General features: G+C 65.9%; 18 protein-coding genes and 3 pseudogenes. 11 read left to right on the forward strand and 10 right to left on the reverse strand.

Annotated features, from left to right (window positions below):
• Positions 1–158: 158 nt before the first annotated feature.
• Positions 159–1,950, forward strand: a pseudogene (eccA, locus tag GOOTI_RS18955) (type VII secretion AAA-ATPase EccA).
• A 27-nt stretch (positions 1,951–1,977) separates the two neighbouring features.
• Here eccA and GOOTI_RS18960 read toward each other — a convergent pair.
• Together GOOTI_RS18960 and cysC are read right to left on the reverse strand one after the other, a co-directional pair.
• Positions 1,978–2,754: a 3'(2'),5'-bisphosphate nucleotidase CysQ gene (locus GOOTI_RS18960; protein WP_007240218.1), complete on the reverse strand. Its 777-nt coding sequence runs from the start codon at positions 2,752–2,754 to the stop codon at positions 1,978–1,980.
• Between the two features lie 120 nt (positions 2,755–2,874).
• A pseudogene (gene cysC / locus GOOTI_RS18965) lies at positions 2,875–3,447 on the reverse strand (adenylyl-sulfate kinase); the annotation flags it as partial.
• A 208-nt stretch (positions 3,448–3,655) separates the two neighbouring features.
• Between cysC and GOOTI_RS18970 the strand changes: the two are divergent.
• The 6 genes from GOOTI_RS18970 to GOOTI_RS18995 all read left to right on the forward strand — a co-directional run bounded on the left by GOOTI_RS18970 (position 3,656) and on the right by GOOTI_RS18995 (position 8,992).
• Entirely contained in the window at positions 3,656–4,177 is a 522-nt protein-coding gene (locus GOOTI_RS18970) for a hypothetical protein (RefSeq protein WP_007240220.1), read from the forward strand.
• A 38-nt stretch (positions 4,178–4,215) separates the two neighbouring features.
• A complete protein-coding gene (locus tag GOOTI_RS18975; protein WP_007240221.1) occupies positions 4,216–4,701 on the forward strand; it encodes a hypothetical protein in 486 nt (161 codons plus the stop codon).
• Between the two features lie 107 nt (positions 4,702–4,808).
• Positions 4,809–5,726 (forward strand): enoyl-CoA hydratase, encoded by a 918-nt coding sequence (locus GOOTI_RS18980; protein WP_007240222.1) that lies wholly within the window; start codon positions 4,809–4,811, stop codon positions 5,724–5,726.
• A gap of 3 nt (positions 5,727–5,729) precedes the next feature.
• Positions 5,730–6,896, forward strand: coding sequence for an acyl-CoA dehydrogenase family protein (locus GOOTI_RS18985; RefSeq protein WP_007240223.1), 1,167 nt, complete (start codon positions 5,730–5,732; stop codon positions 6,894–6,896).
• Between the two features lie 3 nt (positions 6,897–6,899).
• Positions 6,900–7,877: an acyl-CoA dehydrogenase family protein gene (locus GOOTI_RS18990; protein ID WP_007240224.1), complete on the forward strand. Its 978-nt coding sequence runs from the start codon at positions 6,900–6,902 to the stop codon at positions 7,875–7,877.
• A complete protein-coding gene (locus GOOTI_RS18995) occupies positions 7,874–8,992 on the forward strand; it encodes an acyl-CoA dehydrogenase family protein (protein ID WP_007240225.1) in 1,119 nt (372 codons plus the stop codon). Before GOOTI_RS18990 ends, GOOTI_RS18995 begins: the two co-directional genes overlap by 4 nt.
• A gap of 39 nt (positions 8,993–9,031) precedes the next feature.
• Here the strand turns inward: GOOTI_RS18995 and GOOTI_RS19000 are convergent, their stop codons facing one another.
• From GOOTI_RS19000 to hsaA, 7 genes are read right to left on the reverse strand one after another with little or no spacing between them, the layout of a single operon-like run.
• Positions 9,032–9,664: a TMEM175 family protein gene (locus tag GOOTI_RS19000; RefSeq protein WP_007240226.1), complete on the reverse strand. Its 633-nt coding sequence runs from the start codon at positions 9,662–9,664 to the stop codon at positions 9,032–9,034.
• A gap of 9 nt (positions 9,665–9,673) precedes the next feature.
• Positions 9,674–10,813 carry a sulfotransferase family protein gene (locus GOOTI_RS19005; RefSeq protein WP_007240227.1) on the reverse strand — a complete coding sequence of 380 codons (1,140 nt, stop codon included), beginning with the start codon at positions 10,811–10,813 and terminating at the stop codon, positions 9,674–9,676.
• Positions 10,806–11,621, reverse strand: coding sequence for an SDR family oxidoreductase (locus GOOTI_RS19010; protein WP_039994363.1), 816 nt, complete (start codon positions 11,619–11,621; stop codon positions 10,806–10,808). Before GOOTI_RS19010 ends, GOOTI_RS19005 begins: the two co-directional genes overlap by 8 nt.
• A 5-nt stretch (positions 11,622–11,626) precedes the next feature.
• Positions 11,627–12,883 carry a hypothetical protein gene (locus GOOTI_RS19015; protein ID WP_007240229.1) on the reverse strand — a complete coding sequence of 419 codons (1,257 nt, stop codon included), beginning with the start codon at positions 12,881–12,883 and terminating at the stop codon, positions 11,627–11,629.
• Positions 12,880–13,452 carry a 3-hydroxy-9,10-secoandrosta-1,3,5(10)-triene-9,17-dione monooxygenase reductase subunit gene (gene hsaB / locus GOOTI_RS19020; protein WP_007240230.1) on the reverse strand — a complete coding sequence of 191 codons (573 nt, stop codon included), beginning with the start codon at positions 13,450–13,452 and terminating at the stop codon, positions 12,880–12,882. Before hsaB ends, GOOTI_RS19015 begins: the two co-directional genes overlap by 4 nt.
• A gap of 20 nt (positions 13,453–13,472) precedes the next feature.
• Positions 13,473–14,387, reverse strand: coding sequence for an iron-dependent extradiol dioxygenase HsaC (hsaC, locus tag GOOTI_RS19025; RefSeq protein ID WP_007240231.1), 915 nt, complete (start codon positions 14,385–14,387; stop codon positions 13,473–13,475).
• Positions 14,388–14,400: 13 nt separating this feature from the next.
• Complete coding sequence (gene hsaA / locus GOOTI_RS19030) at positions 14,401–15,603, reverse strand: 3-hydroxy-9,10-secoandrosta-1,3,5(10)-triene-9,17-dione monooxygenase oxygenase subunit (protein ID WP_007240232.1); 1,203 nt, start codon at positions 15,601–15,603, stop codon at positions 14,401–14,403.
• Positions 15,604–15,905: 302 nt separating this feature from the next.
• On the opposite strand from hsaA, the gene GOOTI_RS19035 reads away from it, so the two are divergent.
• The gene (locus tag GOOTI_RS19035) at positions 15,906–17,141 is read left to right on the forward strand and encodes a 3-ketosteroid-9-alpha-monooxygenase, oxygenase component (RefSeq protein WP_007240233.1); all 1,236 of its coding nucleotides are present in this window, start codon (positions 15,906–15,908) and stop codon (positions 17,139–17,141) included.
• 2 nt (positions 17,142–17,143) lie between these two features.
• On the forward strand, positions 17,144–17,560 hold the full coding sequence (locus tag GOOTI_RS19040) for a hypothetical protein (RefSeq protein WP_007240234.1): 417 nt from the start codon (positions 17,144–17,146) through the stop codon (positions 17,558–17,560).
• Here the strand turns inward: GOOTI_RS19040 and GOOTI_RS19045 are convergent.
• Positions 17,494–18,060, reverse strand: a complete 567-nt coding sequence (locus GOOTI_RS19045; protein WP_007240235.1) for a hypothetical protein — start codon at positions 18,058–18,060, stop codon at positions 17,494–17,496. The two genes, GOOTI_RS19040 and GOOTI_RS19045, sit on opposite strands and share 67 nt — an antisense overlap.
• Positions 18,061–18,191: 131 nt before the next feature.
• On the opposite strand from GOOTI_RS19045, the gene GOOTI_RS19050 reads away from it, so the two are divergent.
• The gene (locus GOOTI_RS19050) at positions 18,192–18,995 is read left to right on the forward strand and encodes a VOC family protein (RefSeq protein ID WP_007240236.1); all 804 of its coding nucleotides are present in this window, start codon (positions 18,192–18,194) and stop codon (positions 18,993–18,995) included.
• Between the two features lie 146 nt (positions 18,996–19,141).
• Positions 19,142–19,462 (forward strand): annotated as a pseudogene (locus tag GOOTI_RS19055) (hypothetical protein); the annotation flags it as partial.

Here is a 19,462-nt window from a genome sequence, read left to right on the forward strand (position 1 = left end):
GCCGACCTCGGACTGTGTCGAGCCACGCACCCGGCTCTGAGTCCACAACGAATACTTCACGCCCGATCGCCGTACGCACCCGCTACCGTGATTGATCTACGCGAAGCGGTTCAATCGGACTTACGCGAAGCGGTTCAATCAGACTGAGTGGGGGGATGATGGCCGACGTCCGCAAGGCGAGGCAGCTCTTCGAGTTGGGAGTGCTCTCGTTGGGCATTTCCGTCGAGGGCACCGATCCGGTGAACGATCCGGCGCAGGCCGCCAAGGCGTTCACGCGTGCCAGCGAATGGAATCCCGGACTTGCCGACGCCTGGCTCGGCCGTCTCGCCTGCGGCGACACCTCCAACGAGGTGTTCCTCGCGCTGTTCCGGCACCGCGACCACATCGGTGCGGAGCAACGACGACTCGGCCTGCCACCACGAACACTCGTCGGGCGGTGGTACACGGGCATGTTCATCGACTACCCCCTGTCCGACGCCGTCGAGGCCAGCACCGCATATGCGGCGACACTGATCGCGGGCGACGATTTCGCGGGCGCCCGCCACGTCCTCGATGCCATCGGGCCGGAGCGTCGAACGACGATCGTCTCGTTCATCGAAGCCGTGCTCTATTTCCGCACCGGGCGCTGGCCGGATGTCCTGTCGACGCTCGCACGTTCGGAACAGTGGCACGACCCCTACATGGTTGCCGTCGCCGACTACCTCACGGGCACCGCGTGCGCCCAACTCGGCATGACGGCCGAAGCCATCCGACGCCTCGAACGAGCGATGACGTGCGCGATCCCCGCATGCGCCAGTCGCGCGATGTACACCTACGGGCTCGCACTGCGCGGAGAAGGAAAGGAAGCACAGGCGACCCCGCTGCTCGAGCAGGCCTTCGCCAACGACCCCTCCCTCACCGCAGCAGCCGAGGCGCTGCGGACGCCGTCGATCCGGCTGACCATCACGAGTGCCGACGAGATCGCGGCACGGACGGACCCCTGGGATCCCGCCTCGGTGCCGTCGACACCGACCGTCCTCGCAGCCACCGATATCTCCGACGCCGAGGCAGACACCGCCGACGCCCTGGTCACGACGGCACAGGCAGGCGGAGCTCGAGGCGCAGATCGGCCTGACATCGGTCAAAGAGCAGGTCGCCAAGCTCCAGTCGGCCGCAACGTTGGCGAGGATTCGCGCCGATCGGGGACTCTCGACCTCGGCGCGCAGTCTGCATCTGGCGTTCACGGGGCCGCCCGGGACGGGCAAGACCACTGTCGCCCGGGTGATCGCGAAGCTGTACTGCGGCCTCGGATTCATCAAGTCCGACAAGGTCGTCGAGGCCACCCGACGCGACATGGTCGGCGAGCACCTGGGCAGCACCGCGATCAAGACCTCGACCCTGATCGATTCCGCGATGGATGGCGTGCTGTTCATCGACGAGGCGTACACGCTTGTCCAGCAAGGACTCTCGGGCGGAGATGCCTTCGGACGCGAGGCTGTCGACACGCTGTTGGCCCGGATGGAGGACAACCGCGACCGCCTCGTCGTCATCATCGCGGGCTATGACGCCGAGATCGACCGATTCCTCGCGTCCAACGACGGCCTGGCCTCACGTTTCGCCCGGCGCATCAGATTCGAGTCGTACACACCCGACGAGTTGGCCCGCATCGGCGAGTACCTCGCGCAGCGTCGTGATTCGACGCTGACGCCCGAGGCAGTGGCGGCAATCGAGCAGGCCTGCACCCCGCTCTACCACGACGTGCGCGAGAACGACTCGGGCGTCCGCCGCGGCATCGATCTCGCGGGCAACGGACGATTCGTGCGGAACATCATCGAGTCCGCGGAAGAGGAGCGCGAATATCGCCTTTCCGCAGGCGATCTGACCTCACTGTCGCAGGAGGATCTGATGAGAATCGAGGCGCGTGACGTGCACACCGCGATCACGAACCTGATGTCGGGGTTGGCGAGGTGACGCGGCCGATTACGAAGCGACCCCGCGTCACTCCGCCGCGGTCACCGCGATGATCGTGTCCCGCAACTCGGGTCGGCAGATCACGAGGTCGGGCAGGTAGGTGTCGTCCTGGTTGTAGACGAGCGGCGATCCGTCGATTCGGCTGCACCACAGTCCTTGTGCCTGCGCGACGGCCACCGGCGCGGCCGAATCCCACTCGTACTGCCCGCCGGCATGGACGTAGGCGTCGGCCTCGCCTCGCACCACGGCCATCGCCTTGGCACCCGCCGATCCCATCTGCAGGACCTCACCGCCGAGGGCGTCGGCAACGGCCTGCGAGAACGCGGGCGGACGGGAGCCACTCACGACGACACGCGGCTTGTCACCGCGCGGAACGTCTGCCAGCCCCTCGGTCGGCGCGATCGGCGTCGGATCGTCGAGGTAGGTGACGCCCAGTGCGGGCAGCGCCACAGCACCGGCGATCAACGTTCCACCGCCGGTCGACGACCAGAGCGCGACATGCACCGCCCAGTCCCTACGGCCTTCGCCGGAGTCGTCGACGTTCCCGTACTCCCGCGTGCCGTCGACGGGGTCGACGATCCACACGCGCGGCGCGATGAGTCGCGCTTTGTCGTCAGCCGACTCTTCCGAGAGCACGGCATCGTCGGGTCGCAACTGCGCGAGTCGGCCGAGGATGTAGTCGTCGGAGCGTCGATCACCGGCGTCGCCGAGCGCGCGCCCGCTCAGGCCGCTGTTGGCGCGGATGTCGAGGAGTAACTCCCCTGCCGCGGTTGCCAGTTCTCCGGCCAGGCTGCGATCGTCCACTCGTGTTCCCTTTCCCACTACACCTTCGGGCAGGCAGGTGGCCCGCACACGACGACGGTACCGATGCTCACCGAGAATTCTTCACCGCGGGGTTGTCGTGTTCCTCGCGGTGTCCGCACGTCACAAACCCAGCTCGGCGAGAACAGCGGCGGCGGTGTCCGCGGGCAAGCCGTCGGCGGGCCTGATCACCACGTCCGGCTTCTCCGGACGCTCGTAGGGCGAATCGATCCCGGTGAAGTGCCTGATCTCGCCGCGCCGCGCACGGGCGTAGAGACCCTTGGGGTCGCGACGCTCGCACTCCTGCAGCGAGGTGTCGAGGAAGATCTCGTAGAACGGGAGCCCGCGTTCCTCGTGGATCTCTCGGGCACGACGACGTTCGTCAGCGAACGGGGAGATCAGCGACACGATCGCAACCGAGCCCGAATCGGCGAACAGAGCGGCGACTTCAGCTGTGCGCCTGATGTTCTCGCGCCTGTCGTCGTCGTTGAAGCCGAGGTCGGAGTTGAGCCCGTGCCGGAGGTTATCGCCGTCCATCAGATACGCCGGGCGCCCCTGCGCAACCAGTCGACGCTCGAGTTCAATTGCGACGGAGGATTTTCCAGATCCCGAGAGCCCGGTTATCCACAGCGTGCCACCGCGATGTGGGCGCTGCTCGCGAGACACTTTGCTCGACTGCCACACCACGTTGCGGTCATCCATTGCCCGCCCCTTCCACGTTCCGCCGCCTACCGAAGGATCACAGTGGCGTAACGGATCGGTTTTCCTGCTAACGAAACGTCCGCTTTGCCCGGTGTAGTCAGTGAGTGTCGTCGAACACAACCAACCCGCCTGGTGGCACTCGCCTCTCGGATCGCCAAGACCACACTCGCGTCCGATCGACCTTCTACCGAAGGAGTACACCATGTCCAGGCGCGTCACCCACCCGACAACACACGACGCCGCCTCGACACCCGGCCGTCGGCGCACGAGCAGGCTCGTCGGCATCGCCGCTGCGGTCGCACTCGCCACGGGAACGCTCGTCGGTCTCACCCACGGTGCAGGCACGGCGTCGGCCGACGGCGAGTATCCGCTGTCGCAGTGCTTCGGACCGAGCCCGAACATCGTCGACACCCCGTACATGCCCAATCGCATCTTTGTCGGCTCCTATCAGGGAACGAACTGGGTGACGGTCACCTACGGCAGCCTGTGGATCGGCGTCGGTTACGACTCGACCGCGTGGCTCGAGTGGCAGCAGGGGAACAAGCGAGGCACGAAGGTCTCGCATTCCAGAGTCGTGCCACCCAATACCGGTGTGCACACTTTCGTCTTCACACCGGGTGAGGCAGCGCCGGGCGCGGTCAAGGTCACGCTCCGGTCTGTCAACCGCAATGCGCTGTGGTCCATCCCGGCCACGTCGTGCAGCGGCACCCTGGTCCTCAGCTGACACGCTGCGCCCCTAACCCTCACGAAAGGAACACAGAGATGATTCGCAATCGAATTCGCACCACCACCGCATGCATGGCCGCCGCGGCGATCGTGGCCGGAGGAGCCACCGGTCTCGCACACGGAGCGGGCACAGCATCAGCCGACTACAACCGCTCGTTCCCGCTCTCGCAATGTTTCGGACTGAGCCCGAACATCATCGACGTCCCGTTCGCGCCCCCGGGCATCAACGTCACCCAATACGACGGTTTCACCACGCTGCTCGTCACATTCTCGAGTGTGTGGCTCGGCGTGGGCTACGTCTCCGACGCCACCCTCACCTGGAAACACCTCGACAACGGGAAGCACGGCACCATGCGATCGCATGGAGTGGCAAAGCCTCCCAACACCGGGACCCTCGGATTCGGCTTCCCACGCAACGAACCCGGCAAAGGACGGGTGAAGGTGACGCTGAGCGCCGTGAACAGCAACGGTCTCTGGTCGATCCCCACGAACTCCTGCACCGCCACCATCAGCATTCCCTGAACCACGTGCGCCGGCCGGCTCCCGCAACCGGCGCCACCGGGAGTGGGTGCGCTCGCCGAGACGGTCGAGGCTACCAACCAAGCATTTGCTAGGTTAGGCTCGTGAGCATGAGCGATGCCGTGATCCCCACCCCGCTGGGCCCCGACGACCTCGGCCCGGACACGTCTCCCGTCGCCTACGAGGTCGGCGGAGCCGACGGAGCCGTCGCGTACGTGACGCTGAACCGGCCCGAGTACCGCAACGCCCAGAACTCGGTGATGACGTACTCGCTGGACGCGGCCTTCCGCAGGGCTGTCGACGACGCCGCCGTCAAGGTCATCGTGCTGCGTGCCAATGGCAAACACTTCTCGGCCGGCCACGACATCGGCACCCCCGAACGCGACTTCGACACCTACTACGACAACGTCGCCGCCCTGCACTGGGATCACACGGACAAGACCGGGGCCGATCAGCGGCTTGCCCGGGAGACCGAGGTCTATCTCGGCATGTGCCGTCGGTGGCGGGAGATCCCCAAACCGATGATCGCCGCGGTACACGGCGCGTGCATCGCCGGCGGCCTGATGCTCACCTGGGTGTGCGACTTCATCGTCGCCTCCGACGACGCATTCTTCTCCGACCCCGTTGCACGCATGGGCATCCCCGGAGTCGAGTACTTCGCACACGCCTACGTACTCGGACCCCGCCGCGCCAAGGAGATCCTGTTCACCGGTGAACGGTTCACCGCCGCGCAGGCAGCGCAATGGGGCATGGTCAATCATGTCGTCGAGCGAGATGCGCTGTCCGGCAAGGTCGACGCAATCTGCGAGCAGATCGTCGCCATGCCGATGCAGGGACTGTTCCTGTCCAAGAAGGCGGTGAACATCTGCGAGGACCAGATGGGCATGCGCACCGCAATGGATTCGGTGTTCGGGTGGCACCACTTCGCCCACTCGGCAAACGCCGAATCCTCCGGTGGCGACTCCCTCGGCGGCATGGACGCGAAGTCCATGAAGGCGTCGGCCGGCTCTACGTCGAAAAGGAGCTGACCGATGGACCTCACCTTCGACGCCGCCACGGAGTCCTTTCGCTCCGAGGTCCGCGCCTGGCTCGCCGATCACGTTCCGGCACAACCGCTTCCGTCGATGGATACCGCAGAGGGGTTCGAGGCCCACCGCGAGTGGGAGCGCACCATGGCAGCCGACCGCATGTCGGTGGTCAGTTGGCCGGAAGAGTTCGGTGGACGCGACGCCCCGCTGCTGCACTGGGTCGTGTTCGAGGAGGAGTATCACCGTGCAGGTGCACCGGGTCGAGTGAGTCAGAACGGTATCTTTCTACTCGCACCGACCCTTTTCGAACACGCGCATCCCGATCAGCTTGCACGCATCATGCCGCGAATGGCGCGCGCCGATGACATCTGGGGTCAGGCCTGGAGCGAACCCGAGGCCGGCAGCGACCTCGCGTCACTCAGGTCGACGGCCACCCGCACAGACGGCGGCTGGCTACTCAACGGGCAGAAGACATGGAGCTCACGATCGAGCTTTGCCGATAGGGCCTTCGGCCTGTTCCGAACCGACAAAGCGGCGCAGCGGCATCGCGGATTGACCTACTTCATGTTCGATCTCCACAGCCCGGGCGTCACCGTCCGACCCATCCCCCAGCTCGACGGTGAGCCGGGATTCGCCGAACTGTTCTGCGAGAACGTCTTCGTTCCCGACGACCCTGCCGACCCCGGCGCCTCCGGGGTCATCGGCGCGGTGGACAACGGCTGGCGGGTGGCGATGAGTACCGCCGCCAATGAGCGCGGACTGTCGCTCCGCTCGCCGGGCCGGTTCCTGGCCACCACCGACCGTCTCGTCGAGTTGTGGAAAACGCGACGCCGCGACGCGCCATCGAGTTCTGATGTCGATGGTCGTGTCGCCGACGCGTGGATCGGCTCGCGCGCCTACGAGTTGTCGACGTACGCGACGGTCAGTCGGCTCGCGGCGGGTGGCCAGCTGGGCATGGAGTCGTCGATCAACAAGGTGTTCTGGTCGCAGTGGGATATCTCAGCACACGAAACCGCACTGGATCTGCAGGGCACCGAGGCAGAGATCGACGACTCCTGGATGGACGGCTACCTGTTCTCCCTGTCCGGGCCGATCTACGCCGGCACCAACGAGATTCAACGCAATGTGATCGCGGAGCGTCTCCTCGGCCTTCCGCGTGGGGATAGGTGAGCGATGGACTTCCTGCTGTCCGACATCCACGACGACCTCGCATCGAGTGTCGACGCACTCCTCACCAAGGCCGACGCTCCTGCCCTCGCACGCGCGTGGGCCGCTGGTGACCGCGCACCCGCGAAGGGGGTCTTCGGACAACTCGCCGACATCGGGGTCTTCGGCCTGCTGATCGACGAGGGGCACGGCGGCGCCGGAGCCGGCGCGGTCGAGATGGTCGTCGCGCTCGAACAGGTCGGGCGTCACGCGCTGCCCGGGCCGATCGTCGAATCCGTAGCAGTGCTGCCTGTTCTGCTCCGCGACACCGACGCCGACGCCGAAGAGCAGCTTCGGGCGATCGCGGAAGGCGGCCTCGGTTCCGCCGCCGCAGCACCGATGTCACCGCGCGCCGCGGACGCCGATGTCGCCGACCGCATCTATGTGGTCGAGAACGACAGCCTCTCGACTGCCACTGTGGAGAGCACGGCGCGGACCGTCGACCCAACGCGGACCGTCTCGACCGTGCGTGCCGCCGAGCCCGTCGCCGAGGGCGTCGACGGCGATCGCGCCGCGCAGGTCGGAGCGCTCGGCACAGCGGCCCAGCTGCTCGGACTCGGCGCGGCGATGCTCACGATCGCGTCGGAGTATGCGTTGTCGCGCACACAGTTCGGTCGCCAGATCGGTTCGTTTCAAGCGGTCAAACATCATCTCGCCGACGTGGCGATCGCGCTCGAGATGGCGCGTCCGTTGGTACACGCTGCGGCACTGGGCATCGATGGCGCGGTGCCCGCGGGCGTCGTCGTCGATCGCGACATCTCCGCCGCCAAGGTCGCCGCAGCAGACGCCGCCTACCTCGCGTCGCGGCGAGCCCTCCAGGTCCTCGGCGCCATCGGCTACACCGCGGAGCACGACGTGTCGTTGTACATCACCAAGACCCGCGCCCTGATGACCGCGTGGGGCACGCCGGCGCAGCATCGCGCACGAATCCTGGAGTCGCTGTGAGTGCTACGACACACCTGCCGGATGCCACGATCTCGCCGAGTGCGGTCTCACCAGAAGACCGTGAAGCACTCCGTGGTTCGGTTGCCGACCTCCTGACGAAGCGATCCGGCTCCGTCGAGGTACGAGCTGCGATGGGCGCGCCGGGGCGCATCGACAACAAGCTCTGGCGCACACTGTGCGACGAGATCGGCGTTGCCGCGCTCGCTGTTCCCGAAGAGTTCGGCGGGGCCGGGGCGTCGTTCGTGGAGACCGCAACGGTTCTCGAGGAGCTCGGTGCGGCGTTGAGTCCGGTGCCCGTCTTCTCGACGGCACTGGCAACCGGCGCACTGCTGCTCAGCGGTGACGCCGACGCGTGCGCGCGATTCCTGCCCGACATCGCCTCCGGGACACGAAACGCCGCACTGTGTTGGGCGGGAGCCTCGGGTTGGCGTACCCCCGGCGTCGCGAGCGAGTCCGGGTTGCTGACGGGCACGGCGCATTTCGTCATCGACGGCGAATCCGCAGATCAGTTCGTGGTCCTTGCGGGCACACCGTCGGGCATCACCCTCCACGTCGTCGACGCCCACACCGACGGTGTGGAAGTGACCGCACTGCCCACCGTCGACCCGACTCGGCCACTGGCCCGTGTCACGTTCGACGACACGGCGGCTACTGCCGTCACCGCAGACGGCAACCTGGTGGCGCGCCTGCGCACACTGGCCTTCGCGCTGCTGGCCGCAGAGCAGGTCGGTGGCGCCGACCGTGCGTTGAAACTCGCCGTGGAGCACGCATCGTCGCGGACACAGTTCGGGCGGATCATCGGCTCGTTCCAAGCTCTGAAGCATCGCATGGCCGACATGTACACGCTGGTCGAGTCGTCCCGGTCCCTGGCCCGCGCCGCGGTCGACGCCGTCGTATCCGGCGATCCGGAAGCCGCTGAGCTGGCGGCGTCGGCGCACGTCTACTGCTCGGAGGCCTTCGCCACGGTCGCGGGTGAGTCGATCCAGATCCACGGCGGCATCGGGATCACGTGGGAACACGACATCCAGCTGTACTTCAAACGTGCACACGGCAGCGCGCAACTCTTCGGCCAGCCGCATGAGCTCGTCGCCGAGATGGTCGAGTCCGTCCGCTGATCGAGTGAGTCCGCTGATCGGGTAAGCCGGAGGTGCCGGTCACTCCCGGCGCGAGTGCCTCAGCGCGGCAAGGATCTTGTCGGCAGGTCCCGCGAGGAACAGCACCACCAGCCACCAGGTCCCCCATTGCGGGACGACCAGCGAACCGACGAGTGCAACGACGAGCGCCACCACGGTGCCCAGGTCCGGTGCACTCGCCACCCACTCGTCGACGTCGGGCCCGGTCGCGAGAAGCGCGCGATGCCGTCTGCCCCACTCACCCATCGCGACGAGCGTCGTCACCGACACGAACAGCACCGCGACGTAGAACGCGGTGGCCCACTTCAGTCCGTTTCCACTCAGCAGCACTGTTGCGAACGGGAGGACGACGATCGTCAGCAGCCACACCAGATGCAGATCGAACAGCACCCTGTCGTAGCCCTCGAAGTACTCGATCGTCCGATGGTGATTGCGCCACAGCACCCAGATCACGAGGAAGCTGATGAGGAAGCCGATGATCTCGCCGGAATGGTCGGAGAACACGGCCGGGACCGTCGTGTCGCCACCGAGTTCCTTGCCGATTTCGGCGAGAGGCAACACCAGCAGGGTCAGCGCAATGGCGACAACCGCGTCGGCGAACGCGATCAACCGTCGAAAACCCTCGGCGGTGCGTCGACCGTTGGGTACTGCCATGCCCAGACTCTAGAACGCGGCGGCGACCTCCGCCTGCGTGAATCCGTAATCGGCCAGGTCGTATCGGTGCTGTGGGCGACGTGCGCCGGACCTGCTCTCCGCGTCGAGTGCCACCATCGCCGCGCGCGCCTCGTCCGATATCTCGATCTCCAGCGCCGCATACACGCGTTCGACGGTGCCGAGTGGATCGGCACGTAGGTCGTCGAACTCGACGTCGAGGAACTGCGCGGCGTCGTATCGCGCTCGGGCCTGCGAGAACTGACGCAGACCGCGCGACCACAGGTCGAGCTGGGTGCGCCCGATCGTATCGCCGACGAACACCGTCGACCATCCGGGCGTGGCGTGCTCGGCGAGGCTGCACATCGACGCGATGATCGTCTCCGGGGCCCGGTGTGTCTGGATCACCAAAGCGTCCGGGTGGACGGCCATCAGCGCGTCGAGTGCGAACAGGTGACTCGGATTCTTCAGCACCCACCGCTTGCCCGGCTCGTTCGAGCCGATCAATTGCAGGTTTCGACGATGCCGCGCGTACGCCGGTGTCCAGTCCTGTTCGGCGAGCCACCTCGAGTACGTCGGCACGTAGGCGAGCGATTCGTACGAGATCGACATGATGCTCTGCCGCAACAACTGCCAGCACTCCTCGACCTCACCGGCGTCGAGATAGTGCAAACCCATGAACTCGGGGTTGTCGACGTGGTGCTGCGCGATGCCGGCGTCGATCTGCTGATAGACCGGATTGGACGCCCACTGTTCGCGCGGCGGCCGTGGCTGCGGAAACTCGGTCAGCCACATCTCGAGTCCCTGGTGTGCAGGGTCGGCGGCGAGCAACCGATGCAGGGCCGTCGTGCCGGTGCGGGGCAGGCCGGTGACGAAGACCGGTCGGGTGATCGCGACGTCGGCATACGACGGGTTGGCCTGCCACGACGCTTCACTCATCAGCCGTGCCACCAGCGCGCCCTTGAGGAAGTAGCGGAACATCTTGCTGCCCAGTTCGGTGAGTCCTGCTTCGTTCGCGTACGACTCGAGCAGCACCCCGAGTGGTTCGAGATAGTCGTCGTCGCCGAAATCGTCGAGACCCGTTGTCCTGATCGCAGACTCGTGAAGGTCGTCGATGGTTCCGACGTTGCGCCTGCCTGCACGGTCAGTCATGGTATTCCCCGCAGTTCACATCGAGGGTGTGCCCGGTGATCGCGCTGGCCGCGTCGGACGCGAGAAACACCACGGCCTCGGCGATCTCGTCGGGCTCGGGTAGTCGCTTGAGGTCGGAACGTGCGGCGGTCTGCGCATACACCTCGTCCTCGCCGATGCCGTACTTCTTCGCGACCTCGCCGAAATACCACTTCAGCTGATCGTCCCAGATGTACCCGGGTGCCACCGAGTTCACCCGTATCCGCTTGTCGCCCAGTTCCGTCGCCAACGTCTGCGACATAGCGAGCAGCGCCGACTTGGCCATTTTGTAACTGCCATAGCGCGGCTCGGAATGCCGGATCACCATCGAGTTGATATTGACGATCGCACTCGTCGCCCGCGGCGATCCCGCCTTCGACGCGGCGTCGGCGAGCGGACCGGTGAAGGCCCTGACCACGCGTAGCGTGCCGAGCACCGTGAGTTCGACACTCGCGGTGATCTGCTCGAAATCTGTGCGCGCCAACGGTTTCATCGACGGGAGTGCAAAGGCGTTGTTCACCACGGCGTCCACCCGCCCGAACTCGTTGACCGTGGCCGACACGAGCTGCTCGACGGCGTCGTCGTCTGTGATGTCGGTGGGCACGACCAGCGATCGGCCACCGGCTGCGTCGATCTCGGCGGCGACCTCTTTCAGACGTGACTCCGTACGCGCGGCGAGAACGACGCGCGCGCCCTGCTGTGCCGCGCGCACCGATATCGATCTACCGAGTCCCGGGCCCACGCCGGAGACGACGACCACCTTGTCGCCGAGCAGTCCGTGACCCGTCATGTCGGTCACCCCAGCATCCTCTCTGCGAAACCACGCTGTCGCAGGGCAATTCGTGACGCCCATCCGGCGGCATCGATCGTGTTGTCGACAAGGTACGGCAGATGGTCAGCGACGTCGCCCGCATCGATGATCTGTGCTGTCGGACCCTGCTCGGGTGGAATCGGCACATCTGTCCGCTGCCAACGGAATTGCATGATCCCGGTCTCGTGTCCGGTGGTCTCGATCCAGTTGGCGACGCCGGGATTGCGGTGCGCGACGACCATGCGGATCATACCGTCGGCGTCGACCTGCGCCTGGGAAGAGTTCAGACTCGTCTGGTGATTGACGTAGTCGAGCGAGATGTACCACATACTGCCGAGTTGGAAACCCTGGTACGGCGCTGCGGATTTCGGCACCGTGATGATCATCGCCTCGTCCGGACTCAGTCTGAAATGACCGACCGACGAGTACTGGGTCGACAGGCCGCCGGGTGTGAGTCGCGGAGGCGTGAAGGTGTTCACCGGCTCGTCGAGGTAGAACCACGTGGGAAAGTTGAACCAGGTGTTCAGCCGCGCCAGGAGCATCTTCCCCGCGGTGGCATAACGTCGACGTACCCGCTCGAGATCGAGGTCGGGAGGCGCAGTACCGACGGTGTCGACACGCTCGATCGCTATCTCGCCCCTGCGTTGCGACCAGTCCGAGTACACCTCGCGCACCGCCAGCATCGACGCACCGTCACCGAGGCCGAAGTAGTCGGCTCGCTCGGACGCCGCGGCCTGGTCGGGCCCGAACATGATCTCGAATCTGCCGTCGTCGCCGATCGGTATCCGACGGTCGTCGAACGCGTCGTCACCACCCGGAACCTTGCTGGGTGTGTAGTCGCCGCGGAGTACCTGGAAGCTCAGATCGGTCGTGCTGCCGCGCCGCCCCCAGACGCGATAGGTGGCGGTCGGCTCGATGTCTGCGTGCAGATAGAGGGTGTCGGGGTTGTCCAGGCCCATCTTGGTACTCGGACCCGTCGAGGTGACGAAACCCGGATGGGTACGGCTGCGAGCCCTCGCCAGTTGCACCGTCGCAGCGATGCTCCCGGCCAGGTAGTCGAAGCCCTCGGCCAGGTCGGCGTCGGTGCGGACGAAATCGGCACCGGCCACCAGCGCCTGCGCCCGGGAGATGGCATCGGTGAGAGGCCCGGTGACGTCGACGATCCGCTCCTGCTCAGCTGTCGCGACCGACGCGGTACGCGGCGTCGTTGCCGTCACGGCGGTCTCGGCATCGCCGCTCATAGCCAGGTGTCCCCTCCGGTCCAGGTCAAGAAGTTCTCGAGTTCTGCTTGCGCGGGGGTGACCCGCGGGTGCTCGGTGGACAGGTATCCGCCGCGATAGAAGAGAAGCGGCTTGTCCTGCAACACTTCTCCGAGTGTCAGGGCTCGTCCGATCACGATGTGGTGGTCACCGCCGTCGTCGACGCGTTCGACCGAGCACTCGACCCAGGTCAAGCCGTGTCTTATCACCGGCAGTCCTGCAGGTGACGGGTCCCAGGCTATCCCCGCGAACTTGTCGTCGCCCGGCGCACCGAATGCGGCACTGACATCCTGCTGCCGGTTGGACAGGATGTTCACACAGAACTTCCCGTTCTGCTCGATCACCTTCCAGGTCCGCGATGTCCTCTGCGGACAGAACAGCACCAGAGGTGGATCCAGCGAGAGCGCCGCGAAGGACTGACACGCGAAACCCGACGGCGCGCCGTCGGCCGTCAGCGTGGTGATGACTGTGACGCCGGTGCAGAACTGCCCCATCGCGGTCCGGAATTGACGTGTGTCGAAATCGCTTGACCCGTACGGTGTCTGCGCCATCTGGGCACTCGCCCTTCCGTTCACTGGTTCTTGAATCCGACGGTGAAGTCGTGGCCCCACAAACTCACCGCGGTACTCTCCCTGGCCACCCAGTCGCCGTCGTCGACCTGTCTTCCCTCGCAACCGAATTCGACGTCGAATCCGCCCGGCGTCTTCATGTAGAACGACAACATCAGATCGTTGACGTGTCTACCCAACGACGCCGACATCGGCACCTTCCGGCGCAGAGCCCGATCGAGGCAGAGCCCGACGTCGTCGGCGTCGCCGACCTCGACCATGAGGTGGACGATACCCGTCGCATTAGGCATGGGCAGGAAAGCCAGTGAATGGTGCCGCGGGTTGCACCCGAGGAAACGCAACCACGGGATCTCGTCGCCCTCCTCCCGGCCTACGGCCTGGGGCGGGAGACGCATCGAGTCGCGCAACGTGAAACCGAGGACATCGCGATAGAACTCGAGTGCAGCCTTGTCGTCATCGCAGGTGAGGACGACGTGACCGAGGCCCTGGTCACCCGTGACGAAAGAGTGACCATAGGGGCTGACGACACGTCGGTGCTCGAGTGCTGCGCCATGGAAGACCTCGAGCGTGTTGCCTGCGGGGTCGTCGAAGATGATCATCTCGTCGACCCGTCGGTCGGCGCACTCCTCGTCCTTGCCCTCGCGGAAGATCACACCTGCCGCTGCGAGCCGGTCACGGACCTCCTGCAACCCGCGCGCATTTCGGCATTCCCAGCCGGTACTGCTGAGATGGTCGCGATCGGACGGCACGATGACCAGCCGCGCGGGGAAGTCGTCCATACGCAGGTAGAGGGCGTCGGGCGTGGCACCCTGCCCTTCGATCATGCCGAGGACCTTGAGGCCGTACTCACGCCACGCGGCCAGGTCGGTGGCCTCGATGCGCATGTAGCCGAGGGAACTGATCGGACTGTCGCTCATCTGGACGCCCCGCTCAGACCATCGTGTCGCCGACGGGAATACCGAACTCCCCGTTGCCGAATGCCACGTATGCCCGCTCCGGGTCGTTGGCGGCGTGGACGCGGCCTGCGTGGGCGTCGCGCCAGAAGCGTTGGATCGGGGTGCCGTTCTCGAGCGCGTGGGCGCCCGAGTTCTCGAACAGCGTGTCGATCGACGCGATCGCCCGCCCTGTGGCGCGCACCTGGTCGCGTCGGGCGGCCAGGCGCAATTCCATCGGCACCTCCTCGCCACGCAGGATGTGGTCGTACTCGGCAGCGAGGTTCCCGGACAGTTGGCGCCATGCCGCATCGATATCGCTTGCGGCTCCGGCGATCCGGACCTTGGCGAACGGGTCGTCCTTGGCCTTCTCGCCCGCATACGCGGCGCGCACGCGCTTGCCCTGATGTTCGACGTGCGCGGCGTACGCCCCGTATGCCATGCCGACGATCGGCGTCGAGATAGTACTGGGATGAATTGTGCCCCAGGGCATCTTGTAGACAGGGGCAGTGTTGCGCTCGAGACCCGGCGCCTGGCCCATCCCCATCGTGCGGTAACTCAGCATGCGATGCCGTGGCACGAAGACGTCTTTGACCTCGATCGTGTTCGAGCCGGTGCCGCGCAGACCGACCACGTTCCAGACGTCCTTGATGGTGTAATCCTCGCGCGGGATCAGGAAGCTGACGAAGTCGACGGGCTTTCCGTCCTTGATGACCGGGCCACCGACGAACACCCAGTCGGCGATACCACTGCCCGACGACCACGCCCACGAACCGTTGACGATGTAACCGCCGTCGACCACCTGACCGGCACCCATCGGTGCGTACGAGGAGGAGATGCGCACCGACGGGTCCACACCCCAGACGTCCTCCTGCGCCTGCTGATCGAACAGCGCGAGATGCCAGTTGTGCACGCCGATGATGCCCGAGACCCACCCCGTCGATCCGCATGCACTGCCGATCCGACGCACCGCTTCGTAGAACGTGACCGGGTCGGCCTCGTAACCGCCCCACTGTGCCGGTTGCAGCAGTTTAAAGAAGCCCGCGTCGTCGAGGCTCGAGACCGTCTCGTCCGGAATCTGACGGAGATCCTCGGTCTGCTGGGCCCGCTGTTCGATCTCGGGCAGCAACGCGTTGATCTTCTCGAGCACCTGTGCTGCCGCCTGCGCCGGGTCGTCGCGCCTCTGCGCGCCCGACGACATCGATTGTTGTGCTGACGGCTCATGTGCTGACATCTTGGCCCGGCTCCTACCCTGTCGATTCACGGTCGTGAGACTTCCGTTTCAGATCTGAGATTAGAACAGGTTCTAGTTTTTGTCGAGATCTTGGCGCAGACGGGACCTTGGCCCCATGTGCTGGTGCGATCGTGTGACGCAGAGTCGATGTGGACACGAATACTGGAACCTGTTCTAGTATTCGAAGTACAGCGGACCGCTCAGCGGCCGCGCGGCTCGGCGCCACCGCCGGCCGCAGTCGAACAGCCCTCGATCAAGGAGCACCGGAGATGACCGTCACCCCACGACCCGCTGCGAACACCGGTCCATCCGGTGGTGCACGCGACAGTGACGTGCGCGAGATCGACACCGGGGTGCCACCGACGCGGTTCGCGCGGGGCTGGCACTGCCTGGGACTGCTCTCCGAGTTCGACGACGGCGAGCCCCACTCGATCACCGTCTTCGGTACGAAGCTCGCGCTCTGGGTACATGACGGTGAGGTCAACATCCTCGACGCCTACTGCAGACACATGGGCGGCGATCTCAGCCAGGGTTCGATACGCGACGGGAACGTCGCATGCCCATTCCACGGCTGGATGTGGAAGGGCAACGGGCGTTGCGCTGGCGTGCCGTATGCGAAACGCAATCCCAAACTCGCCAAGACCCGTTCGTGGCCGACGATGGTCCGTAACGGGCAGGTCTTCGTGTACAACGACCCCGAGGGCAACCCGCCGCCGGAGGACTGCATCATCCCGGCACTCGACGAGGTCGGGAGCGACGCCTGGACGGGGTGGACCTGGAATCGCCTCGTGATCGAGGGGTCGAACTGCCGTGAGATCATCGACAACGTCGTCGACATGGCGCATTTCTTCTACGTCCACTACGCGCTGCCCGACTATTTCAAGAACGTCTTCGAAGGCGAAACGGCCGCGCAGTACATGAATTCCCACGGCAGGCCCGACATCGATTTCGGGAGCGGCTACGCCGAGAGCCGACTCGAGTCGATGGCCGCGTATTACGGCCCGTCGTACATGCTCAACCCAATGGTCCAGTTCTACGGCGACTTCAAGATCGAAACCATCCTCACCAACTGCCACTACCCCATCGACGCCAACTCGTTCGTTCTCATGTACGGCGTGATGGCCAAGGTCCCCGAGGGCATGACCGGCGAGCAGGCGTCGCGGATGGCGCACAAGATCTCCAAGGGTGTCGAGGTCGGCTTCCTGCAGGACGTCGAGATCTGGAAGAACAAGACCCGCATCGACAACCCACTGCTGGTCGAGGAGGACGGGCCGGTCTACCAGCTTCGCCGTTGGTACGAGCAGTTCTACGTCGACTCCGCCGAGGTCAGCGACGAGATGACCCAGCGCTTCGAGTACGAGATCGACACCACCAAGGCTGTGGAGAGCTGGAACATCGAGGTGGCCGAGAACCTGCGTCGCAAGCACGAGCGCGAGAGGGCGGAAGCCGAGTTGTCAGGGTCTTCTGTATCGGAGACGTCGTCTGATACCGACACGCGAGTCTGACCATGACGAGGGCCACCGATCGCATCGACACGGACGGGCTGCCGCAGCGCGACTCGCCCGCGCTCGCCGGGTGGTCCAAGGCGCCCGACTTCGGCGACGACCCGCAGCGCCGAGCCGCCGTGCACGAGTCGACGGCCCGCGACCGTGAGCATTACCTCCGCGGCGGGATGACCGAGATCGAGTGTCGCGGGTGCCACGCGTGCGTGCTCGTCAAGAAGACGAGCGCACACCACACGAGCGTGCAGTGGAACCCCGACGCCCGCGAGCGGTGCACCGAACTCGCCCGCATTCGCGCGCAGGGTGGAAACCCGGCACTCGTCCCGACATGCTCACGGTTGTCGGCGAGCATCGATCACGGCGTCGCCGAGGGGATCATTCCGTCGGAGTCGCCGGAATCCGACCCCGACGGGTACTGGTGACGACGCCCGGTGGTGACGACGACGGCTATCACGCCGACGAACACGATGATCGCCACGACGAGCACCGCGATCACTCCGTAACCCGGGTGGAGCACCTGCGCGCCCCGGGCGAGATCCAGGGTGTTGGTCACCGCGGCGTCGAGTAGTTGACCGGAGGGGTCTGCGAGCACGATTCCCGCGGCGACGGCCGAGCCGACTGCCGCGAGTCCGATCACGGCCAGCGCTGTCCACCGCAGGCGAGGACGCCACCACCCCGCGAGCGCCGCGAGCGCGATCACCGCCCCCAGCACGATCGTGACCAGCGCCGGTCGTTGCGTGTGCGCCTCGAGGAACGCAACGTCCTCGGGCTGCGCACCTGGCACCGACACACGCCCGACGCCTGAGATCTTCGAGTCGATGCCCTGATCGGAGTCCCCCCACGACACCAGACTGAACCCGACGATCAGCAGACCCGACACAGCGAACAACGGCCACGCGAGTGCACGCACACGGTCTGTCATGGGTCAAGCGTGCCACCCGTTGTGTCACTCCCGCATCGACCTCCGACGTTCGGCGACGCCACCGATGACTTTTCGCGAGGATGGAGGTCAGTACCGGCGTCTCACACCAGCACAGCAGAAGGGCCACTGTCATGACCGAGTACACCGCTCCGCCCGGGGCTCCCGTCTGGTTCGACCTGATGAGCAGCGACACCGCCAAGGCCATCGACTTCTACGGCGACCTGTTCGGCTGGCAGGTCGAGGAACCCAACCCGGATTTCGGCGGATATCAGAACTTCACCCTCAACGGACACCGCGTCGCCGGTCTGATGCCGGCCATGGGCGAAGGGGCAGTACCCAACGTGTGGTCGTCGTACCTGCGGTCCGACGATCCCGAGGCGACGCTCGAGCTGGTCACAGCCGCGGGCGGCTCGGTCATGCTTCCCCCGATGGACGTCGGCGAGGAGGGCACGATGGCCGTCGCGGTGGACTCTGCCGGCGCCGTGATCGGCTTCTGGAAACCGAACAGGCACAAGGGTTTCGCCGAGTGGGGCGTGCACGGCGCACCCTACTGGTTCGAGTGCGTGAGCCAGGACTACACGAAGTCGGTCGTGTTCTATCCGGAGGTCGTCGGCGCCCGCGTCGAGACGGTCATCGACAACAGTGCCGTCGAGATCGTCGAGCCGGGCAACCCGCTGCGGTACTCGCAGGTGTTCTTCGGCGACATGTCCTACGCGGGAATCATGGACGCCGTCAACCTGTTTCCGCCCGAGCTGCCCTCGTTCTGGCAGATCTACGTCTGCGTCGACGACGTGCCCGCCACGGTCAAGCGCGCCGAGGAGATCGGCGGTTCGGTCATGATGCCCGCGACCGATACACCGTACGGCACGCTCGCGACACTGCACGATCCCAATGGGGCTCTGATCTCGCTGGGGCACCCGCCGGCAGGCATGTAGCGCGGAGCGTCGGCCCCCGGGGCACGACCACGGCCAGACGCGGCTCGAACTTGTGGACGCGGTCGGTGTACCAGCCGCGTCTACCAGTTCGGGCCGCGTTTGGGGCGCGAGGGAACCGCCGGGTGCTCGCGCGCGTCGGAGCTGTCATGACCCCGTTCATCGCAGACGACCACGGCATCATCTACCGCAAGAAGGCACTGGCCGATGGCCTCACCGACGACGACCTGCGACGCGCGCTCAGACGCGGAGAGATCGTCCGCGTCGTCAGAGGTGCCTTCGCACCCGCCGACGTTCGTACACCCGAGGACGCGCACCGGCTCACCGTGATCGCGTCGGCAGTGCTCGGCATTGTCGCAGGTGTGGTGACCCATCAGTCGGCCGCCGCGATGCACAAGCTGCCGATGCTCAAGCCGAACTTCACACGCCTGCATGTCACCGACGGCACCGCCAACCACGGTTGCCGCACT

The organism is Gordonia otitidis NBRC 100426 (assembly GCF_000248075.1).
Classification (GTDB): Bacteria; Actinomycetota; Actinomycetes; order Mycobacteriales; family Mycobacteriaceae; genus Gordonia; species Gordonia otitidis.